Origin of the sequence: Mesorhizobium sp. B2-5-7 (assembly GCF_006440875.1) — a bacterium.
Taxonomy (GTDB): Bacteria; Pseudomonadota; Alphaproteobacteria; order Rhizobiales; family Rhizobiaceae; genus Mesorhizobium; species Mesorhizobium australicum.
In genome coordinates this window covers 460,448-478,221 of sequence record NZ_VFUO01000003.1, presented here as the reverse complement: position 1 = coordinate 478,221, position 17,774 = coordinate 460,448, and the positions used below count along the sequence as shown (strand labels likewise).

At 64.4% G+C, this 17,774-nt stretch carries 20 protein-coding genes; 15 read left to right on the top strand and 5 right to left on the bottom strand.

Translation table 11 applies throughout. The features are described 5' to 3' along the window. Nucleotides 1-32: 32 nt before the first annotated feature. A complete protein-coding gene (locus FJ543_RS16220; protein WP_224622823.1) occupies nucleotides 33-458 on the bottom strand; it encodes a type II toxin-antitoxin system VapC family toxin in 426 nt (141 codons plus the stop codon). Then, complete coding sequence (locus FJ543_RS16215) at nucleotides 455-700, bottom strand: type II toxin-antitoxin system VapB family antitoxin (RefSeq protein WP_140615375.1); 246 nt, start codon at nucleotides 698-700, stop codon at nucleotides 455-457. Before FJ543_RS16215 ends, FJ543_RS16220 begins: the two co-directional genes overlap by 4 nt. 265 nt (nucleotides 701-965) lie before the next feature. Between FJ543_RS16215 and FJ543_RS16210 the strand changes: the two genes are divergently transcribed. The 3 genes from FJ543_RS16210 (at nucleotide 966) to FJ543_RS16200 (ending at nucleotide 3,032) form a co-directional block, all read left to right on the top strand. Next, a complete protein-coding gene (locus FJ543_RS16210) occupies nucleotides 966-2,057 on the top strand; it encodes a 3-deoxy-7-phosphoheptulonate synthase (protein ID WP_140719322.1) in 1,092 nt (363 codons plus the stop codon). Nucleotides 2,058-2,173: 116 nt separating this feature from the next. Beyond that, on the top strand, nucleotides 2,174-2,539 hold the full coding sequence (locus tag FJ543_RS16205) for a metalloregulator ArsR/SmtB family transcription factor (protein WP_015314562.1): 366 nt from the start codon (nucleotides 2,174-2,176) through the stop codon (nucleotides 2,537-2,539). Nucleotides 2,540-2,549: 10 nt separating this feature from the next. Then, nucleotides 2,550-3,032 carry an SRPBCC family protein gene (locus FJ543_RS16200; RefSeq protein WP_224525077.1) on the top strand — a complete coding sequence of 161 codons (483 nt, stop codon included), beginning with the start codon at nucleotides 2,550-2,552 and terminating at the stop codon, nucleotides 3,030-3,032. A gap of 42 nt (nucleotides 3,033-3,074) precedes the next feature. Here the strand turns inward: FJ543_RS16200 and FJ543_RS16195 are convergent, their stop codons facing one another. Next, on the bottom strand, nucleotides 3,075-3,710 hold the full coding sequence (locus FJ543_RS16195) for a LysE family translocator (RefSeq protein ID WP_140875907.1): 636 nt from the start codon (nucleotides 3,708-3,710) through the stop codon (nucleotides 3,075-3,077). A gap of 129 nt (nucleotides 3,711-3,839) precedes the next feature. On the opposite strand from FJ543_RS16195, the gene FJ543_RS16190 reads away from it, so the two are divergent. Next, on the top strand, nucleotides 3,840-4,538 hold the full coding sequence (locus FJ543_RS16190) for a YafY family protein (RefSeq protein ID WP_140875905.1): 699 nt from the start codon (nucleotides 3,840-3,842) through the stop codon (nucleotides 4,536-4,538). Between the two features lie 20 nt (nucleotides 4,539-4,558). Here the strand turns inward: FJ543_RS16190 and FJ543_RS16185 are convergent, their stop codons facing one another. Further along, a complete protein-coding gene (locus FJ543_RS16185) occupies nucleotides 4,559-5,668 on the bottom strand; it encodes a Gfo/Idh/MocA family oxidoreductase (RefSeq protein ID WP_140875903.1) in 1,110 nt (369 codons plus the stop codon). Between the two features lie 151 nt (nucleotides 5,669-5,819). On the opposite strand from FJ543_RS16185, the gene FJ543_RS16180 reads away from it, so the two are divergent. The 11 genes from FJ543_RS16180 (at nucleotide 5,820) to FJ543_RS16130 (ending at nucleotide 16,674) form a co-directional block, all read left to right on the top strand. Beyond that, complete coding sequence (locus FJ543_RS16180) at nucleotides 5,820-6,665, top strand: MurR/RpiR family transcriptional regulator (protein WP_015314557.1); 846 nt, start codon at nucleotides 5,820-5,822, stop codon at nucleotides 6,663-6,665. 158 nt (nucleotides 6,666-6,823) lie between these two features. Beyond that, on the top strand, nucleotides 6,824-8,758 hold the full coding sequence (gene iolC / locus FJ543_RS16175) for a 5-dehydro-2-deoxygluconokinase (RefSeq protein WP_140875901.1): 1,935 nt from the start codon (nucleotides 6,824-6,826) through the stop codon (nucleotides 8,756-8,758). A 38-nt stretch (nucleotides 8,759-8,796) separates the two neighbouring features. Beyond that, nucleotides 8,797-10,647 (top strand): 3D-(3,5/4)-trihydroxycyclohexane-1,2-dione acylhydrolase (decyclizing), encoded by a 1,851-nt coding sequence (iolD, locus tag FJ543_RS16170; protein ID WP_140875899.1) that lies wholly within the window; start codon nucleotides 8,797-8,799, stop codon nucleotides 10,645-10,647. 105 nt (nucleotides 10,648-10,752) lie between these two features. Further along, on the top strand, nucleotides 10,753-11,670 hold the full coding sequence (gene iolE, locus FJ543_RS16165) for a myo-inosose-2 dehydratase (RefSeq protein ID WP_140875897.1): 918 nt from the start codon (nucleotides 10,753-10,755) through the stop codon (nucleotides 11,668-11,670). A gap of 40 nt (nucleotides 11,671-11,710) precedes the next feature. Next, a complete protein-coding gene (locus tag FJ543_RS16160) occupies nucleotides 11,711-11,923 on the top strand; it encodes a DUF3329 domain-containing protein (protein ID WP_015314553.1) in 213 nt (70 codons plus the stop codon). Between the two features lie 176 nt (nucleotides 11,924-12,099). After that, the gene (gene iolB / locus FJ543_RS16155; protein WP_140711811.1) at nucleotides 12,100-12,912 is read left to right on the top strand and encodes a 5-deoxy-glucuronate isomerase; all 813 of its coding nucleotides are present in this window, start codon (nucleotides 12,100-12,102) and stop codon (nucleotides 12,910-12,912) included. A gap of 152 nt (nucleotides 12,913-13,064) precedes the next feature. Beyond that, nucleotides 13,065-13,772, top strand: coding sequence for a DUF1045 domain-containing protein (locus tag FJ543_RS16150; protein WP_015314551.1), 708 nt, complete (start codon nucleotides 13,065-13,067; stop codon nucleotides 13,770-13,772). Nucleotides 13,773-13,808: 36 nt separating this feature from the next. Then, nucleotides 13,809-14,948 (top strand): alpha-D-ribose 1-methylphosphonate 5-triphosphate diphosphatase, encoded by a 1,140-nt coding sequence (locus tag FJ543_RS16145; protein ID WP_140875895.1) that lies wholly within the window; start codon nucleotides 13,809-13,811, stop codon nucleotides 14,946-14,948. Next, nucleotides 14,945-15,574 (top strand): phosphonate metabolism protein/1,5-bisphosphokinase (PRPP-forming) PhnN, encoded by a 630-nt coding sequence (gene phnN, locus FJ543_RS16140; RefSeq protein ID WP_181166462.1) that lies wholly within the window; start codon nucleotides 14,945-14,947, stop codon nucleotides 15,572-15,574. The genes FJ543_RS16145 and phnN overlap by 4 nt, the downstream gene beginning before the upstream one ends. Before the next feature lie 132 nt (nucleotides 15,575-15,706). Then, nucleotides 15,707-16,462 carry a COG4280 domain-containing protein gene (locus FJ543_RS16135; RefSeq protein ID WP_015314548.1) on the top strand — a complete coding sequence of 252 codons (756 nt, stop codon included), beginning with the start codon at nucleotides 15,707-15,709 and terminating at the stop codon, nucleotides 16,460-16,462. Beyond that, nucleotides 16,459-16,674: a hypothetical protein gene (locus tag FJ543_RS16130; RefSeq protein WP_140824239.1), complete on the top strand. Its 216-nt coding sequence runs from the start codon at nucleotides 16,459-16,461 to the stop codon at nucleotides 16,672-16,674. The genes FJ543_RS16135 and FJ543_RS16130 overlap by 4 nt, the downstream gene beginning before the upstream one ends. A gap of 100 nt (nucleotides 16,675-16,774) precedes the next feature. Here FJ543_RS16130 and FJ543_RS16125 read toward each other — a convergent pair whose 3' ends face one another. Further along, on the bottom strand, nucleotides 16,775-17,770 hold the full coding sequence (locus tag FJ543_RS16125; protein ID WP_015314546.1) for an ABC transporter permease: 996 nt from the start codon (nucleotides 17,768-17,770) through the stop codon (nucleotides 16,775-16,777). Nucleotides 17,771-17,774: the final 4 nt, after the last annotated feature.

Below are 17,774 nucleotides of genomic sequence, written 5' to 3'. Positions count from 1 at the left end.
CATGCGAGCGATCTGCGTGGCGCACCTTGAACCTATCCTATGTCTGTCTTTGTGAAATCCTGACCGGTGTAGAGCAAAGCCAAATTATATGCCTTGCAACAGGCGTAGGAAAAGCAATCGCCCATGTTGAGCTGCGCCGGCGAATCGACACCCTTGCCGTAACTGCGTGCGGCTTCGATGGCGAGCCGCCCGACTTCGGCCGAAATGAGGACCTCGCCGATTCCCAAATCCTGCACGAAACGGTCCACGGCCGCATTCGCCTTTGCGACTGCCGCCGGTTGGATGGGTGAAGGCAGGGGGGTCTTTGAACGCGCCAAGGCCATCGCGGTCTCGAAACGAACGATCGCCGAAATGAAGAAAGGCCCGCCATGGGCGTCCATCCGGGCGGCGAGTTCTCCTGCCGTGGGCTCCGGACGCAACAGAGCGACGACCGCCGAAGCGTCAATGAACAAGCTCATAGCCCCCCTGAAAGCTCGTCCGAATAGGCTCTCATGTCGAAGTCAGGATTATCCGCTCCGATTTCGCCAGCCATTCTGACTGCCTCCGCCAAGCGTTCCGATACAGTTTGCACACTGCGGGCGCGCTCAATTTCATGCGTCAGGGCCCGGCGAACCGCCTCGGCTTTGCTCGGCGCCTTTGTGAGGCGCTGCACCTCAAGTACCAGCCGGTCGACTTCCCGGTCCTTCACATAAAGCGGCATTGGAGCATATCCTTTTTGGAATATCCAACATATACCCTCTTACATATTCAAACAAGACCGCCATCAGGTGCGTGACATTCAATGCGAGTTCAGCTATAGCCCACGCATGATCAACCTGACCGCCACGTATTGGTACTTTAGGAGCTCGCTGGCGGCGGGAGGATTGCGCTCGATCTGAAGATTGCAGCAACAAGATCCGAACAGCCGCCAGACCTGGCGGCTTTTTTGTTTCAGCCGGCAGGTTCCCAAACAGGAGCAGAAAGCCGTGTTGACCACCACAGACGACCTTCGGGTCAAGGAACTGAGACTGCTGAGCACGCCGGACGAGGTGATGCGCGAGATACCGCGCTCACTCACGGCGACACGCACCGTTGCCGCCTCGCGCAACGCCATTCACTCCATCCTCACCGGGGCCGACGATCGGCTTGTTGTCATCGTGGGCCCTTGTTCCATCCACGATCCGGTCGCGGCCGTTGATTATGCCAGCCGTCTGGCGGCGCTGCGCGAGGCTCTGTCCGACCGGCTCGAGATCGTCATGCGCGTCTATTTCGAGAAGCCGCGCACCACGGTCGGCTGGAAAGGCCTGATCAACGATCCCGACCTGGATGGCAGCTTCAACATCGACAAGGGGTTGCGGATGGCGCGCAACGTGCTGTCCGCCGTCAACAATCTCGGCCTTCCGGCGGCGACCGAATTCCTCGATATGACCACGCCGCAATACATTGCCGACCTCGTCGCCTGGGGCGCGATTGGCGCGCGCACGACCGAGAGTCAGATCCATCGCGAGCTGGCCTCGGGTCTCTCCTGCCCGGTCGGCTTCAAGAACGGCACCGACGGCAATCTCAGGATCGCCGGCGAGGCGGTGAAGTCGGCCGCCCAGCCGCATCATTTCATGGCGGTGACCAAAGGCGGACGCAGCGCCATCGCGGCGACCACCGGCAATGAGGATTGCCATGTCATCCTGCGTGGTGGCGTTCAGCCCAACTACGATGCGGCAAGCGTCGAAGCCGCATCGGTCGAACTCGTCCGCATCGGTATCGCCCCCCGTCTGATGATCGACGTCAGCCATGCCAACTCAGCCAAGAAGCCGGAGAACCAGCCCAAGGTCGCGGCCGATGTCGCGGGCCAAGTGGCGGCTGGCGACGAGCGCATCATCGGCGTCATGATCGAGAGCAATCTCGTCGCCGGCCGGCAGGATGTCGTGCCCGGCAAGCCACTGGTCTACGGCCAGAGCATCACCGATGGCTGCATCGACTGGGCGACCACGGAGACGGTGCTGCACGGCCTTGCCGGCGCCGTGGAATGGCGCCGGTCGGCGCGCCGCAACTTGCTGGACAGCCGGCAAGGCGCCGCCTGATCTGGGGGAGCATAAGGGCGGCGCTTCCAGTTTCAGTCCAGGACCACGCCGCTCTTAGGTCCCGCAGCGCTCACCTCCTTGCATGTCACCGATCCGCGTGTTACATACTGAACCAAATGGTTCAGTATTCTCCTGCCCGCCTGGATGCCTCGTTCGCCGCGCTTTCGGACGCCACCCGACGCGGGGTTCTGGAGCAGCTCGGCCGTGCGGATGCCTCGATCACGGACTTGGCCCAGAAATTCCACATGACCCTCACGGGCATGAAGAAGCATGTCGGCGTTCTGGAGCAGGCAGGCCTCGTCACGACGCGGAAGGTCGGGCGCGTGCGGACCTGCAAGCTCGGCCTGCGCCGCCTGGAGGAGGAGACGGGATGGATCGAGAGATACCGCCAGCTCTGGGCCGCACGCTTCGACGAGCTGGACAAGGTTGTCGAGGAAATGAAACGGAAGGAGGAAGCCGATGGACGAAACAAGAGCGAATGAGCCCACCCCCATGCAGAACCGCACGACGGTGGAACGGAAGTCCGACCGCGAGCTGGTCGTCACGCGAAGCTTCGACGCGCCGGCCCGCATCGTGTTCGAGGCCTGGACAAAGCCCGAGCTGTTCAAGCAGTGGTGGACGCCGAAATCGATGGGCATGTTCCTGCGTTCCTGTGAGATGGATGTTCGTGTCGGAGGCGGGTACCGTTTGGTGTTCGGGCATGATGACTCGCACCCTGCCGAGTTCTTCGGCAGGTATCTCGAAGTGACACCGCCCACGCGCCTCGTCTGGACCAATGACGAAGGTGGTGACGGTGGACCCGTGACCACAGTGACCTTCGAGGAAAAAGGCGGCAAGACGCTGCTGGTCATGCACGAGGTCTATCCCTCGAAGGAGGCCCTCGACGCCGCCGGCACCGGGGCGGCGGATGCGATGGCCGAGACGTTCGGGCAGTTGGACGAGCTTCTCGCCACGCTTCGGCACGGCGCCGCCTGATCCGGCAGGCGCCAGAAGGCGGCGGTTCGGTTCAGCCCGAGACTACGCCGCCCTCAGTCCCTCCCATGCGGTGAACACGGAGACCGCGAAGAGCAGCAGTCCGGCCGACCGGCCGGCAAGAATGGTCACCCGTGGATTTGCGATCAGAAGCTTGCGGCTGCGGCCGGCCGATATTGCGAGCCCGCCATAGACCGCGGCCTGCGTCAGCACGGTCAGCAGGCCCATGATCGTCGCCTGCATCCAGATCGGGCCGTAGTCCGGTTTCAGGAACTGCGGATAGACGGCGAGCACGAAGAGGTAAGCCTTCGGGTTGATCAGGCAGGTCACCAAGCCCTGGCGAAACGCCTTCCATGCCGAGCGGCTGCCGGCGGGGCCCTCGTTGCCGACGGTGATGGAGCTGCGCATCAGCGTGATGCCGATGAAGGCCATGTAGGCGGCGCCCGCAAGCAGCAGCGGCTTGAACAGGATCGGCAAGAAATGCACCAGCAGGCCGACGCCGATAGCGCCGTTCAGCGTGTGCACCATGCCGCCGACCATGATGCCGCCGGTCGCGGCGAAACCCCTGTCGCGCCCGCCGGTCAACGCATTGGCAAGCACGAACAGCATGTCCATGCCTGGAACGGCGATGATGCCGAACAGGAGGATAAAGAACAGCCAGAGATTTTCAGCATAGCCCATGTCAGTTGCCTGTTGTCCCGCTCGGCCCAGCCTCGGCGGAACCTGTTGATTTTCAAATCGATAGGCAGTCCTATAGGCAGGCCCAACTGACGATGGTGTGTCAGTTGTGATCGGTACCAGGTCAGAAAAATGCGCAAGGCCTCGCGCCTGTTCGAGATCATCCAGATCCTGCGGCTGGCGCGGCAGCCGGTGACGGCGGCAATGATCGCCGGGCAACTGGAAGTGACGATCCGCTCGATCTATCGCGACATCGCGGCTCTGCAGGCGATGCGCGTGCCGATCGAGGGCGGGCGCGGCATCGGCTACATCCTGCGTCCCGGCTTCGACCTGCCGCCGCTGATGTTTTCGATCGAGGAAATGGAGGCGATCGTCCTGTCGCTGGCGCTGCTGGAGCGCACGGGCGACGATGAGCTCAAGCAGGCGGCCAAGCGCGTCGGCGCCAAGATCGCCGGGGCGGTGCCGCCGCCCTTGCGCCAGACGCTCGACGCCAATGCGTTGCACGCCTGGGGCTTCGCCGCGCCCTCCGCCGGCGCGATCGATCTGGCGCTGGTGCGCCGCGCCATACGCGACGAGGAGAAGCTAGAGCTCTCCTATCGCGACGAGCTTGGCCGCGCTTCCGAGCGCCTCATCCGCCCGATCGCTCTGATCTATTACGCCGAAACCGCCAACATCGTCGCCTGGTGCGAGCTGCGCCAGGCGATCCGCAACTTCCGCAGCGACCGCATCGAGGATTGCCGGCCGACCGGGCTACGTTTCAAGGGCGAAGGCGATCGCCTGCGGCAGGTCTGGGTCGATGGATGGGAAGTCAATGCAGCGGCCGCCGGCTAAAGCGACCAGCGCAGCGAACCCTACCTTACATCCACCCAGCGCTTCTCCTCGAAGGAGCGCGCCATGGCGTGCACGGTGCGCTCGATCTCCAGTCCTTCGGCGAACTCGATGAGCCGGGCCGGCTTGCCGGCAAGCCGTGTCAGCAATTCATGGCATTCGATGATCTTGAGGTCGTTGAAGCCGAGGCTGTGGCCGGGCGCCGGCACGAAGAGGTCATAGGGTCTGTGCTGCGGCGCCACCAGAATGGTGCGGTAGCCCTGTTCGGTGGGTCGGTCGGACGTCAGGTAGAGCTGGAATTCGTTCATCCGCTCCTGGTCGAACAGGATCGATCCCTTGGACCCGAAGATCTGGATGGCGATGCGGCCCTTGCGGCCCCAGGCCGAGCGGTTGACCTGCAGCGTGCCGGCAATGCCGTTCTCCAGATGCATGAGCACGCTGGCAATGTCGTAGGTCTCCACCGCGCGCCGGCCGCCTGAAGCCAGCTTGCGGTCGGCATAGGGCTTGGCCATGTCGCAGATGACGCTGCCGACGCGGCCGAACAGCGCGGAGACCAGCGACAGCGGATGCACGGCGAAATCGTCGAGCGCGCCATAGCCGGAAGTCGCCTCGTGTTTCCAGAAGAACAGAGCCTCGGGATCGGCCATGAAATCCTCGTCCATCTCGATGCGCAGATGGTTGACCTCGCCGATGATCTTCTCGTCGAGCAGCGCGCCGATGTGGCGGATGGCCGGGCCCTGGATGTAGTTGTAGCCAAGCGCGGCGACCCTGCCTGATTTCTTCGCCGCGGCCGCCATCGCCTCGGCTTCGGCAAAGCTCGGTGCCATCGGTTTTTCGCACCACAGATGCTTGCCGGCTTCGAGGACAGCGATGGCCATTTCCGGATGGAACTGATTGGGGGTTGTCAGCGACACGATATCGACCTCCGGGTCGTTGACGACGGCGCGCCAGTCACTGGTGGCCTTGGCGAAGCCGAACTCGCCTGCCTTGCGCCTGGCGAGATCCTCATTGACCTCGCCGAGATGGACGAGCCGTGGCTTGGCCGCATCGGGGAAGACGGCCCCGACGGCGCTCCACGCGATGGCGTGGCATTTGCCCATGAAACCCGTGCCGATAAGACCGACGCCGACCATTTTTCGTTCCTCCGCTGCCATAAAGCTGAGTGGATGAATTAGTCCATTTTTTCCAGGAATGGAATGTCTGCCTCATTTTTTATGGCGTTCTTGCGCAGGCTCGCTATGATGGGGCAGAGAGGGTGTCCAGACAGGCTTGGGCAGAGGGACGATGGACGAACAGGTACCCCGCGACTTCGAGACGCTGCGTGCCACGATTCTGGACCGGCGCGAGAGCCTGCCCAAGCGCATCGCCCAGATCGCCGCCTACGCGCTCGACAATCCCGACGACATCGCCTTTGGTACCGCCGCCAGCATCGCCGCTTCGGCCGGCGTGCAGCCCTCGACCCTGATCCGTTTTGCCCAGCAACTCGGCTTCGACGGTTTTACCAGCCTGCAGCAGGTGTTCCGCGAGCGGCTGCGCGAGCGCAACTCTTCCTATGACGAGCGGCTGCAGGCGCTGCGCGCCAAGGCCGAGGGCGGTGCCGGCCACCGGGCGATCTTCGACGGCTTCATCGCCGCCGCCAGCACCTCGCTCAACGACATTTCCCGCACGCTGGACGATGCCCATCTGGAAGACGCGATTTCGCTGCTGGCGAAGGCGCAGACCATCTATGTCTTGGCCAAGCGGCGCTCCTATCCGGTGGCCTCCTACATCGCCTATGCGCTCGGCAAGCTGAAGATCCGCAACCAGTTGATCGAATCGGCCGCCGGCCTGAATGCCGAGATGGTCGGCTTCGCCACACCGGCCGACGCCGTCATCGCCATCAGCTTCTCGCCCTACGCGCCGGCCACGATCGAGGAGGCGCGCGCCATTTCCGAGCAGGGCGTGCCGATCGTCGCCATCACCGACAGCTCGTTCTCGCCGCTCGCCCAGTTCGCCAGGGTCTGGTTCGAGGTTGCCGAGGCGGATTTCGCCGGCTTCCGTTCGCTGTCGGCGACAATGGCGCTGGCCATGGCGCTGACCGTCGGCGTCGGCGAGAAGCGGCGCGACGCGAGCCGTAAGCGCAAGGCTTGATCAGGCGTCCCATCAAGGCAATTTTAGCCTAGGGAATGCTCATTCCATATTGACTATGGATTGGAATTATTATTTCATATTGCCGGCGCCACGCAGCCGCTCGCGCGTGTTACCCAAAACAATGTTGTCCATGACGACAAGACCGACGGGAGGTTCCAATGAGCGAAGCCGTGGACGCAAGACAGGCGCCGCTCGATGTCATCACCATCGGCCGCGCGTCCGTCGACCTCTATGGCCAGCAGATCGGCTCGCGGCTGGAGGACATCACCTCCTTCGCCAAGTCGGTCGGCGGCTGCCCGGCCAATATTTCCGTCGGCACGGCGCGGCTCGGGCTGCGCTCGGCTCTGCTGACGCGCGTCGGCGACGAGCAGATGGGCCGCTTCATCCGCGAGCAGCTGAAACGCGAAGGCGTCAACACCGACGGTCTGAAGACCGACAAGGAGCGGTTGACCGCTCTGGTTCTGCTTTCGGTCGAGAGCGAAGGCGTTTCGCCGATGATTTTCTACCGATCCGACTGTGCCGACATGGCGCTGGCCGAAGAGGACATCGATGAGGCGTTTATTGCCTCGGCCCGTTCGATCGTCGTCACCGGCACGCATTTTTCCCGCCCCAATAGCGATGCCGCCCAGCGCAAGGCGATCCGCATCATGAAGGCCAGGGGTGGCAAGGTCGTGTTCGATATCGACTATCGCCCGAATTTGTGGGGTCTTGCCGGCCACGCCGAAGGCTTTGAGCGCTATGTCAAATCCGACCGCGTCTCGGCCCAGTTGAAGACGGTGCTGCCCGATTGCGACCTCATCGTCGGCACCGAGGAAGAGATCATGATCGCGTCCGGCGCTGACGACTGCCTGAGCGCGCTGAAGACGATCCGCTCCCTGTCCTCGGCCACCATCGTCCTGAAGCGCGGCGCCATGGGCTGCATCGTCTATGACGGACCGATCAGCGACGATCTCGAGGACGGCGTCGTCGGCAAGGGTTTCCCGATCGAGATCTACAATGTGCTGGGCGCCGGTGACGCCTTCATGTCCGGTCTGCTGCGCGGCTGGCTCGGCGGTGAAAGCCTTGCCACGGCGGCGACCTGGGCCAATGCCTGCGGCGCCTTCGCCGTGTCGCGGCTGCTCTGCGCGCCGGAATATCCGACCTTCGAGGAGCTGCGGTTCTTTCTCGAGAACGGCAGCAAGCATCGCGCGCTGCGCAAGGACGAGGCGATCAATCACATCCATTGGGCGACGACACGCCGGCGCGACATCCCGTCGCTGATGGCGCTCGCCTGCGACCACCGTATGCAGCTCGAGGATGTGGCGGCCAAGACCGGCGCCAATCCGGCGCGCATCCGCGATTTCAAGGTGCTGGCGGTCAAGGCAGCGGCCAAGGTCGCCGCCGGCCGCGACGGCTATGGCATGCTGATCGACGAGAAACATGGCCGCGAGGCGATGTTCGAATTCGCTCGCCACCCCTTCGCCTGGCTTGGACGCCCGGTGGAACTGCCGGGCTCGCGGCCGCTGCGCTTCGAATTCTCGCAGGACATCGGCTCGCAGCTTACCGAATGGCCCGTCGATCACTGCATCAAGTGCCTGTGCTTTTATCATCCCGACGATCCGGCGGAACTGAAGGAAGAACAGCAGCAGAAGCTGCGCGCGCTGTTCGAGGCCGCGCGCAAAGTTGGACGCGAACTTCTCATCGAGATCATCGCCGGCAAGCACGGCAAGCTCGACGACACGACGATCCCGCGCGCGCTGGAGGAACTCTATGCGCTCGGCATCAAGCCGGACTGGTGGAAGCTCGAACCGCAGGCGTCGAGCGGCGCGTGGGCCAAGATCGAGGCGGTGATCCTGAAGCACGATCCCTGGTGCCGGGGCATTGTGCTGCTTGGCCTGGAGGCGCCGCAGGACGAGTTGGAGGCCGCTTTTGCCGCCACGGCCAACGCGCCCATCGTCAAGGGCTTTGCCGTCGGGCGCACCATCTTCGTCCACGCAGCCGAACAATGGCTGGCCGGCAGGATGTCCGATGACGAGGCTGTCGCCGACATGGCGTCGCGCTTCGAACAGTTGACCGAAGCGTGGCTTGCCGCGCGCGGCCGCAAGGCGGCATAACAAGGCGCAACGGCGTAGGGACTGCGGAGGAAAACACCATGAGCAAGACAATCCGCCTGACGATGGCGCAGGCGCTGACCCGCTTCCTGTCCCGCCAGATGACCGAGGTCGACGGGAAAAAAACGCCGATCTTCGGCGGCGTCTGGGCGATCTTCGGCCACGGCAATGTCGCCGGCATCGGCGAGGCACTCTACCAGGTGCGCGACGAGTTGCCGACCTTCCGCGCCCACAATGAGCAGGCGATGGCGCATGCGGCGATCGCCTATGGCAAGGCCAATTTCCGCCGCCGTTTCATGGCCGCGACCTCTTCGATCGGCCCCGGCGCGATGAACATGGTGACGGCGGCGGCCCTCGCCCACGTAAACAGGTTGCCCGTCCTGTTTTTGCCGGGCGACGTCTTTGCCAACCGCATTCCCGATCCCGTGCTGCAGCAGGCCGAGGATTTTTCCGACGGCACGGCGACGGTCAACGACTGCTTCCGCCCGGTGTCGCGCTATTTCGACCGCATCACCCGGCCGGAGCAGATCATCCCGGCGCTGAGCCGCGCCATGCAGGTGCTGACCGATCCGGCCGAATGCGGCCCGGTGACTTTGTCGCTTTGCCAGGACGTGCAGGCCGAGGCCTATGACTATCCCGAGAGTTTCTTTGGCGAGCGGATCTGGCGCCAGCGCCGGCCGCGTCCGGACCGTGACGAACTGGCGGCGGCCGTGGCGGCGCTCGAGGGAGCCAGGAAGCCGCTGATCATCGCCGGCGGCGGCGTGCTCTACTCTCAGGCTTCCGACGAACTGGCCAAGTTCGCCCAAGCCGCCGGCATTCCGGTCTGCGAAACGCAAGGCGGCAAGTCCTCGCTGCCAGACGATCACCAGCTCAACATGGCGGCGGTCGGTGTTACCGGCACCTCTGCTGCCAACCGGCTGGCGGAAGAGGCCGATGTCGTGCTCGCCATCGGCACACGGCTGCAGGATTTCACCACCGGCTCGTGGGCGCTGTTCAAGAATTCCGGCAAGACCATCATCGGGCTCAACGTGCAGCCCTTCGATGCGGGCAAGCACCGGGCGCTGCCGCTGGTCGCGGATGCCTGGGAAGGGCTGGCCGAGTTGGCAACCGCTCTGCAAGGCTGGAAGGCGCCCGCCGCCTGGACCGACAATGCGGCCGCCGGCAAGAAGGCCTGGCAGGCCGACGCGGCCAAGGTGACGGCATCGACCAACGCTGCTTTCCCCTCGGATGCGCAGGTGATCGGCGCCGTTCAGCGCGCCATGGGCTCAGGCGTGACGCTGCTGCATGCGGCAGGCGGCCTTCCCGGCGAACTGCACAAGCTCTGGCAGGCCGGCGCGCCCGGCTCCTACCACGCCGAATATGGCTTCTCGACCATGGGTTACGAGATCGCCGGCGGGCTCGGCACCAAGATGGCCAAGCCCGACGAGGAGGTCGTCGTCATGATCGGCGACGGCTCCTACTTGATGCTCAACTCCGAGATCGCCACCTCGGTGATGCTCGGCCTGAAGCTGACCGTGGTGCTGCTCGACAATAGGGGTTTTGGCTGCATCAACCGGCTGCAGATGGCGACCGGCGGCGCCAACTTCAACAATCTCTTGCAGGACTCGCGCCATGAAATCCTGCCTGACATCGATTTTGCCGCGCATGCGGCGAGCATGGGTGCGATATCAGAGAAAGTGCCGTCGGTTGCCGAGCTGGAAAACGCGCTGCAAAAAGCCAAGAAGAACGACCGCACCACCGTGCTGGTCATCGACACCGATCCGCTGGTTTCGACCGATGCCGGTGGCCATTGGTGGGACGTGGCGGTGCCCGAGGTTTCGGCGCGGCCTCAGGTGAACGCCGCGCGCAAGGCCTATGACGAGAAGCGGCGGATGCAGAGCGTCGGCGATTGACGCCAGCTCCCTTCTCCCCGTCACGATACGGGGAGAAGGTGCCGGCAGGCGGATGAGGGGCGGCGCTAGCGCCAAAAATTGAACTGTCTAATCCGGAGTGACGACTTGAAAGCCAAATTGGGCATGTCCCCCATCGCGTGGTGGAACGACGATCTTGCCGAACTGAGCGATGACGTGTCGCTGGAGGAATGTCTGCGCCAGTCGCGCTCTGCCGGCTTCACCGGCATGGAGATGGGCCGGCGCTTTCCCAACGACCCCGCCATCATGCTGCCGATCCTGAAGGCCGCCGACGTGACGCTGTGCGGCGGCTGGTTTTCCGGCACGCTGGTCGATGAGGAGATGGCTGCCAACAAGGACCGCATCCAGCCGATGATCGACCTGTTCAAGGCGGTCGACGCGCCCTGCATCGTCTATGGCGAGGTCGGCCGCTCGATCCAGGGCGACCGTTCCAAGCCGCTCGCCACCAAGCCGAACCTCACTGGCGACGAGATGAAGGCCTACGCGCGGCGCCTGACCGAATTCGGCGAATGGTGCGCCGAGCAAGGCATGCCGCTGTCCTATCATCATCACATGGCGGCCGTGGTCGAGACCGAGCCGGAGCTCGACGCCTTCATGCGCCATTCCGGCGAAGGCATCCCACTGCTGCTCGATGCCGGACACCTCGCCTTTGCCGGCGGCGACGTGCTGCGCGCCATCGACCATCACCACAAGCGCATCAGCCACGTCCATGTGAAGGACGTGCGCATGGGCGTGATCGAGAAGCTCGACCGTACGAGGCAGTCCTTCCTCGATGCCGTGGCGCTCGGCGCCTTCACCGTGCCGGGCGACGGTTCGCTCGACTTCGGCGCCATCGTGCAGCGCTTCGCCGACCACGGCTATGAAGGCTGGTTCGTGGTCGAGGCCGAGCAGGACCCGAAGAAGAACCCGCCGCTGAAGATGGCGCAGGTTGGCCATAAGGAGCTGATGCGGGTGATGACATCAGCCGGCTACACGGTGGAGACGCAAGGGTTTCCGAATGCCTGATCGGGTTCTCGCCAGGCCGGGCTTGCTGTAGGCTGGCCAGATGAAAGATTCCGAGCACCCCTTCTTCCGGCCATTGTGGCGGCGTGTCGCCGTCGTCGCGGTCTGCCTCATCTGGTCGGTCATCGAGTTCGCCACCGGCACGCCGTTCTGGGGCGTCATCGCGCTCGGCTTTGCCGGCTACGGCGCCTGGCAATTTTTTTATCTTTATAAGCCGGCCGACGAGACGAAGCCTCCGGCCGATCCGAAGGAATAGGCGGTCCATGGCGCGAGCAGTTTTGTGGATTGGATACTGCGAGCGTAACGGATCGCACACGTCGGCGATTGGCCGAAACGCCCCTCGCTTCGTCATCCTAGGGTCTTCGCGACGGAGCTTCGCTCCTGCTCCGCCCCAGGATGACGAAGTTGGAAGGCTAGGATAGGAGAGACAAAATGTCGAAACTGCTCGTCAAGGCCGACAAGGGCCATGGCCGCGTCGCCCATGTGACGCCGAAAAGCGCCGGCTGGACCTATGTCGGTTTCGACCTGCATCGGCTGAAGCCGGGCGAAAGCGCCTCGGGAAAGACGGACGACCGCGAAGTCTGCCTGGTGTTCGTGACCGGCAAGGGTACCGCGAAAGCCGGCGGCAAGGATCTCGGCCTGCTCGGCGAGCGCATGTCGCCCTTCGATGGCAAGCCGTGGTCGGTCTACGTGCCGCAGGGATCGGACTGGTCGGTAACGGCCGATACCGAGCTGGAACTTGGCGTCTGCTCGGCGCCTGGTCTTGGCGGTGGCCTGCCGGTCCGGGTGATCGGACCGGACGATCTCGGCCAGGAGGTGCGCGGCAAGGGCACCAATACGCGCTACGTCACCAACATCCTGCCGGAAGGCCAGCCGGCCGACTCGTTGCTGGTCGTCGAGGTCATCACGCCCGGCGGTCACACGTCGAGCTACCCGCCGCACAAGCATGACCAGGACAATCTGCCTGCCGAATCCTATCTGGAGGAAACCTACTACCATCGCCTCAACCCGCCGCAGGGCTTTGCCTTCCAGCGCGTCTACACCGATGCCGACAAAAGCGGACATCGTGCGCTGGACGAAGCCATGGCGATCGAGGACGGCGATGTGGTGCTGGTGCCCAAGGGCTATCACCCCTGTGCCGCCTGCCACGGCTATGACCTCTATTATCTCAATGTGATGGCCGGACCGAAGCGGACCTGGAAATTCCACAATGCGCCCGAGCACGAGTGGTTGATGAAGGCCTGACCGTCTCGCGTTTCCGGCCGAACTTATTGGTCCAGCTGGGAAAAATCGTCGGCTAAGGACCCTAGGGGTCGATTTGCCTTCTAAAACCCGTCAAAGCTTCGTCAATCCGTCATGGAAATCACCTATGGCAACGGTTCTGACGAGGACTTCCCATGCGTTATGCCATTTATTTCACCCCCCGGCAGGACGAGCCGCTGGCGCGCATCGCCGCCGACTGGCTGGGCCGCGATCCGTTCGGTGCCGCGACCAGGCCGGTTGAGGCCGTTGCCGATCTGTCGGCGGCGGAAGTGGCCTTCCACACCGCCTCGGCACGCCGCTACGGCTTTCACGCGACGCTGAAGGCGCCCTTCCACCTGGCTGCCACGGAGACCGAGACCTCGCTGCGCGCGGCGCTGGATCATTTTGCCGAGGTTACGCCTGTCGTCACGATCCCGCGCCTTATCGTCAGCCAGATCGACAGCTTCTTCGCGCTGGTGCCGGAAGGGCCGCTGCCGCCGCTCAACCGCTTCGCCGACAATGTGGTACGCGATTTCGACCGGTTTCGCGCACCGCTGTCAGAGGCCGAGATCGAGCGGCGCAGCCCGGATTCGCTGAAGCCGGCCGAGTTTCGCAATCTCTGCCAATGGGGCTATCCCTATGTCTTCGAGACCTTCCGCTTCCACATGACCCTGTCCGGCCGGGCCGGCCCACAGGAAAGCCCTCGCCTGCGCGCCGCGATCGACAGCCTGTTCGCCGATGTGTTGCGCCAGCCCGTGCTCGTGGACGCGCTGACATTGTTCGTCGAACCCGAGCCGGGGGCGCCATTCATGGTGCTTTCCCAGCACGCGCTCGGACGCCGCCCGGCCCGGAAAACCGCCTGAACGAAACCCGACTGCAAGAACCAAGGACTACCCGCAATGACCGCCGAAACTGTTCTTTCCAACGCCCGCATCGTTCTTGCCGACGAGATCGTCGAAGGCTCACTGGTGCTGCGCGATGGCTTGATCGCCGGCATCGATGCCGATGCTGCCCGGACCGGCGAGGACATGGGCGGCGACTTTATCATTCCAGGGCTGGTCGAACTCCACACCGACCATCTCGAGGGCCATTATGCGCCGCGGCCGAAAGTGCGCTGGAACCCGATCGCCGCGGTGCTCGCCCATGACGCGCAGGTGGCGACCGCCGGCATCACGACCGTGCTAGATGCCTTGCGCGTCGGCATGGACGAGGACGCCGACCTGACATTGGACGACATCCGCAAGCTGGCCGATGCGATCGAGGACAGCGTCGCGCGGGATCGTCTGCGGGCCGATCACTTCCTGCATCTTCGCTGCGAGGTTTCAGCGCCGGATTGCCTCAACGCATTCGCCAATTTCGACGGTGACGAACGGGTCAAGCTGGCGTCGCTGATGGACCACGCGCCGGGCCAGCGCCAGTTCGTCAACCTTGAAACCTATGCCTACTACTACCAGCGCAAGCTGAAACTCTCGGATCGCGATTTCCAGAAATTCTGCGAGAAGCGGATGGACGAATCGGCACGCAACTCCGGGCCGAACCGCGTCTTCATCGCCGCCGCCTGCCAGGAGCGCGGCATCGTGCTCGCCAGCCATGACGATGCGACGTCCGCTCATGTCGACGAGGCCATCGAGCAGGGCGTGCGGGTCGCCGAGTTCCCGACCACCGAGGAAGCGGCGCGGGCCTCGAAGGCCGCCGGGCTCGGCGTGCTGATGGGCGCGCCGAATGTCATGCGCGGCGCCTCGCATTCGGGCAATGTCTCGGCACGCACCTTGGCCAGCGATGGCCTGCTCGACATCCTGTCGTCCGACTACATTCCCTTCAGCCTGATCCAGTCGGCCTTCTTCCTGGGCGACATGGTGGAAGGCATTTCGCTGCCGCAGGCCGTCGCCATGGTTTCCAAAAACCCGGCGCAGGCAGTCGGCCTCGACGACCGCGGCGTCATCGAGCAGGGTCGTCGCGCCGATCTGGTGCGCGTGCGCGTCGACGATCATGTTCCGGTCGTGCGCACCGTCTGGCGGCAGGGGCGCCGGGTGGCATGATGGTGTCGGCCTCGATCGAGCGCGAACTGTCCGCCGAAACCTTTCCGATCCGTCACGGCGTCTTTGTCGCTGTCGTGGGCCCCAGCGGTGCCGGCAAGGACACGGTGATCGGCTATGCCAAGGCGCTGTTTGCCGACGAGACGCAGCTGGAGTTCGTGCGCCGCGTCATCACCAGGCCGAGCGATGCGGCGAGCGAAGACCACGATACGCTGGCCGACGCCGCCTTCGCCGAGGCCGATGCCGACGGCGCTTTCGCCATCTCCTGGGAAGCGCATGGCCTGCGCTATGGCCTGCCTGCCGATGTCGACTGGTCTGTTTCCAATGGACATGTCGCCGTCGCCAACGTGTCGCGCGCGATCATCCCCACCTTGCGCGAGCGCTATGCCAATCTGGCGATCGTCGAGATCACCGCTTCGCCCGAGGTGCTGGCCGAGCGGCTGGCGATGCGCGGCCGCGAGTCGCGCGGCGAGGTGCTGGCGCGGCTGGCGCGCAGCGCCAATATGAGCTTGTCCGGCCCTGGCGTCACGTCGATCGACAACAGCGGTCCGCGCGAAGTGGCCGGCGAGCGTTTCGCCGAAGTGCTGCGCAAGGCCATGGCGTTTTCCGACATGTCGGGCCTGATCTGATCCGGACTTGTTTCACCCGCCTGCTTGCGCTGTCGCTGGAAATGCTCCGGGCTGCTGGCCGCATAGGGTGATTCTGGATTACGCTCCGGGAATTCGCCCCAGGAATCAGGGGCGAGCCAGACAGGAAGCTTCATGCAGACACTGACACCCATCCTCTCGACAGTCACGGCGGCATTTCTCGCCTCCCTGGTCGAGGTCGTCGAAGCTTTCACCATCGTGCTCGCGGTGGGGGTGACACGCAGCTGGCGCCCGGCATTGACCGGCGCCGCGCTGGCGCTGGCGGTGCTGGCGGCCCTGGTGCTGGCCTTCGGCCCGCTGCTGGCGCTGGTCCCGATCACCACCCTGCAGTTCGTCGTCGGGGTGCTGCTCATCCTGTTTGGCATGCGCTGGCTGCGAAAAGCCATCCTGCGCAGCGTCGGCGTCATTGCCCTGCATGACGAGGAAGCGGCCTTCGCCAAGGAAACCGCGGCCCTGCACCGGCAGGCCGCCGACCGGCGCGCCGACTACCTCGCCGGGCTGGCCTCGTTCAAGGCGGTGCTGCTCGAGGGTGTCGAGGTGGTGTTCATCGTCATTGCCGTCGGCGCCGCGCATGGGCAGACATTTTACGCCAGCATGGGTGCGCTGGCGGCTTTCGTCCTGGTGATGCTTGTCGGCCTGGCCGTCCACCGGCCGCTGGCGCGCGTGCCCGAGAATGCGCTCAAATTCGTGGTCGGGCTGATGCTGACCAGCTTTGGTATCTTCTGGACCGGCGAAGGCATCGGCGCCGATTGGCCTGGCGCCGATCTTGCCCTGCTGGCCATCTTCGCCATCGTCGCGCTAGCGTCCTTCGCCATGGTGCGCTGGCTGCGCGGCATCAGTCCAACGGCAGCCGGAGGGCTCGCCCGATGAACGTCCTTCGTCTCGTTGCCAGGGAAGTCTTCGGCATGTTCGTCGATGACGGCAATCTGGCGCTGCTGGCGCTGGTCCTGGTGGCCGCCGTGACCGCGGCGGTGAAGTTGCTCGCGCTGCCGCCGCTGCTTGGCGGCGGGCTGCTGCTGGTCGGCTGCCTTGCCATCCTGTTGCAAAGCGTTCGCCGCGCCGCGCGCCAGGGCGGCAGGTAATTTCAGTCAAGCCGCATGGCTGATAACCAGAGGGTGGCCGCGAAAGGCACGCCACCCCGTCAGCTCCCAGCACCGGTAAGCTATTTCTGCCGGGAGGAACCTATTCGGCGGCGGCGCCGACCGCGCCCTTACGGGCGGCATCGACCATCCGCCGGCGCGCCCGGAACACACCCCATTGCTGGTCGACCAGCACGCCGATGAGGATGACGCCACCCATCACCGCGAAGTTGAGGGAGGAGGGAATGCCGAGCAGGTTGACGAGGTTCTGCAGTTCCTGCAGCAGCACCGTGCCGAGGATGACGCCGATCAGCGAGCCCTCGCCGCCGCGCAGAGAGAAGCCGCCAAGCACCGCGGCCGCAATGGCGTAGAGCTCGTAGAACTGGCCGTGGCTGGCCGGCGAGATCGAGCGCGTGTACATGGCGAAATAGATCGCCGACAGCGCGGTAAGCACGCCGCAGATGACGTAAGCCGCCATGACGACGCGGCCGGTGCGAATGCCGGAATATTTTGCCGCTTCCTCGTTCTTGCCGATGGCGTAGAGATAGCGCCCGAACACCGAGCGGTGCAGCACCACCCACATGACGATGGCGATGACGATCAGCGCGAAGAAGGAGTTCGGCACGCCCCAGGAGCGGCCGGCGGTCAGGAATTCGAGATCGGGAAAATTCTGCCCGAAGGCGAAACCGGCGGTGCCGTCGGCGGTGTAGAAGCGCGCGACGCCGCGATAGATCAAAAGCCCGCACAAGGTGACCACGAAGGGCTGCAGCTTGAGCCGCGTGATCAGCCAGCCATGTGCCAGGCCGATGATGGCGCCGAGCACCAGGATGAGCACGAAGGCAACAGGCCATCCCATGCCGCGCACGGCGATGAAGTCGATGAACAGCGTGCCCAGCAACGCGACAACGGAGCCGACGGACAGTTCGATGCCGCCGGTGATGATGACGAAGGCCTGGCCGATGGAGAGAATGCCGAACAGGCCGATCAGGTTCGAGGTGTTGGCGAGGTTGATCGGCAAGAGGAAGCGCGGATTGATGATGGCGACGATCGCCCCGACCACCAGGATCAGGATCAGCAGGCCGAGATCTTTCTTTGTCATCGTC

Excerpts from the sequence above, each read along its gene's own strand:
- FJ543_RS16220 (WP_224622823.1), bottom strand. The coding sequence starts at position 458 with ATGAGCTTGTTCATTGACGCTTCGGCGGTCGTCGCTCTGTTGCGTCCG.
- FJ543_RS16205 (WP_015314562.1), top strand. The coding sequence starts at position 2,174 with ATGGTTCAGTATTCTCCTGCCCGCCTGGATGCCTCGTTCGCCGCGCTT.
- FJ543_RS16215 (WP_140615375.1), bottom strand. The coding sequence starts at position 700 with ATGCCGCTTTATGTGAAGGACCGGGAAGTCGACCGGCTGGTACTTGAG.
- iolB (WP_140711811.1), top strand. The coding sequence starts at position 12,100 with ATGTCGAAACTGCTCGTCAAGGCCGACAAGGGCCATGGCCGCGTCGCC.
- FJ543_RS16145 (WP_140875895.1), top strand. The coding sequence starts at position 13,809 with ATGACCGCCGAAACTGTTCTTTCCAACGCCCGCATCGTTCTTGCCGAC.
- iolD (WP_140875899.1), top strand. The coding sequence starts at position 8,797 with ATGAGCAAGACAATCCGCCTGACGATGGCGCAGGCGCTGACCCGCTTC.
- FJ543_RS16135 (WP_015314548.1), top strand. The coding sequence starts at position 15,707 with ATGCAGACACTGACACCCATCCTCTCGACAGTCACGGCGGCATTTCTC.
- FJ543_RS16130 (WP_140824239.1), top strand. The coding sequence starts at position 16,459 with ATGAACGTCCTTCGTCTCGTTGCCAGGGAAGTCTTCGGCATGTTCGTC.
- iolC (WP_140875901.1), top strand. The coding sequence starts at position 6,824 with ATGAGCGAAGCCGTGGACGCAAGACAGGCGCCGCTCGATGTCATCACC.
- FJ543_RS16125 (WP_015314546.1), bottom strand. The coding sequence starts at position 17,770 with ATGACAAAGAAAGATCTCGGCCTGCTGATCCTGATCCTGGTGGTCGGG.
- FJ543_RS16200 (WP_224525077.1), top strand. The coding sequence starts at position 2,550 with ATGCAGAACCGCACGACGGTGGAACGGAAGTCCGACCGCGAGCTGGTC.
- FJ543_RS16180 (WP_015314557.1), top strand. The coding sequence starts at position 5,820 with ATGGACGAACAGGTACCCCGCGACTTCGAGACGCTGCGTGCCACGATT.
- FJ543_RS16185 (WP_140875903.1), bottom strand. The coding sequence starts at position 5,668 with ATGGTCGGCGTCGGTCTTATCGGCACGGGTTTCATGGGCAAATGCCAC.
- FJ543_RS16150 (WP_015314551.1), top strand. The coding sequence starts at position 13,065 with ATGCGTTATGCCATTTATTTCACCCCCCGGCAGGACGAGCCGCTGGCG.
- FJ543_RS16190 (WP_140875905.1), top strand. The coding sequence starts at position 3,840 with ATGCGCAAGGCCTCGCGCCTGTTCGAGATCATCCAGATCCTGCGGCTG.
- FJ543_RS16195 (WP_140875907.1), bottom strand. The coding sequence starts at position 3,710 with ATGGGCTATGCTGAAAATCTCTGGCTGTTCTTTATCCTCCTGTTCGGC.
- FJ543_RS16160 (WP_015314553.1), top strand. The coding sequence starts at position 11,711 with ATGAAAGATTCCGAGCACCCCTTCTTCCGGCCATTGTGGCGGCGTGTC.
- phnN (WP_181166462.1), top strand. The coding sequence starts at position 14,945 with ATGATGGTGTCGGCCTCGATCGAGCGCGAACTGTCCGCCGAAACCTTT.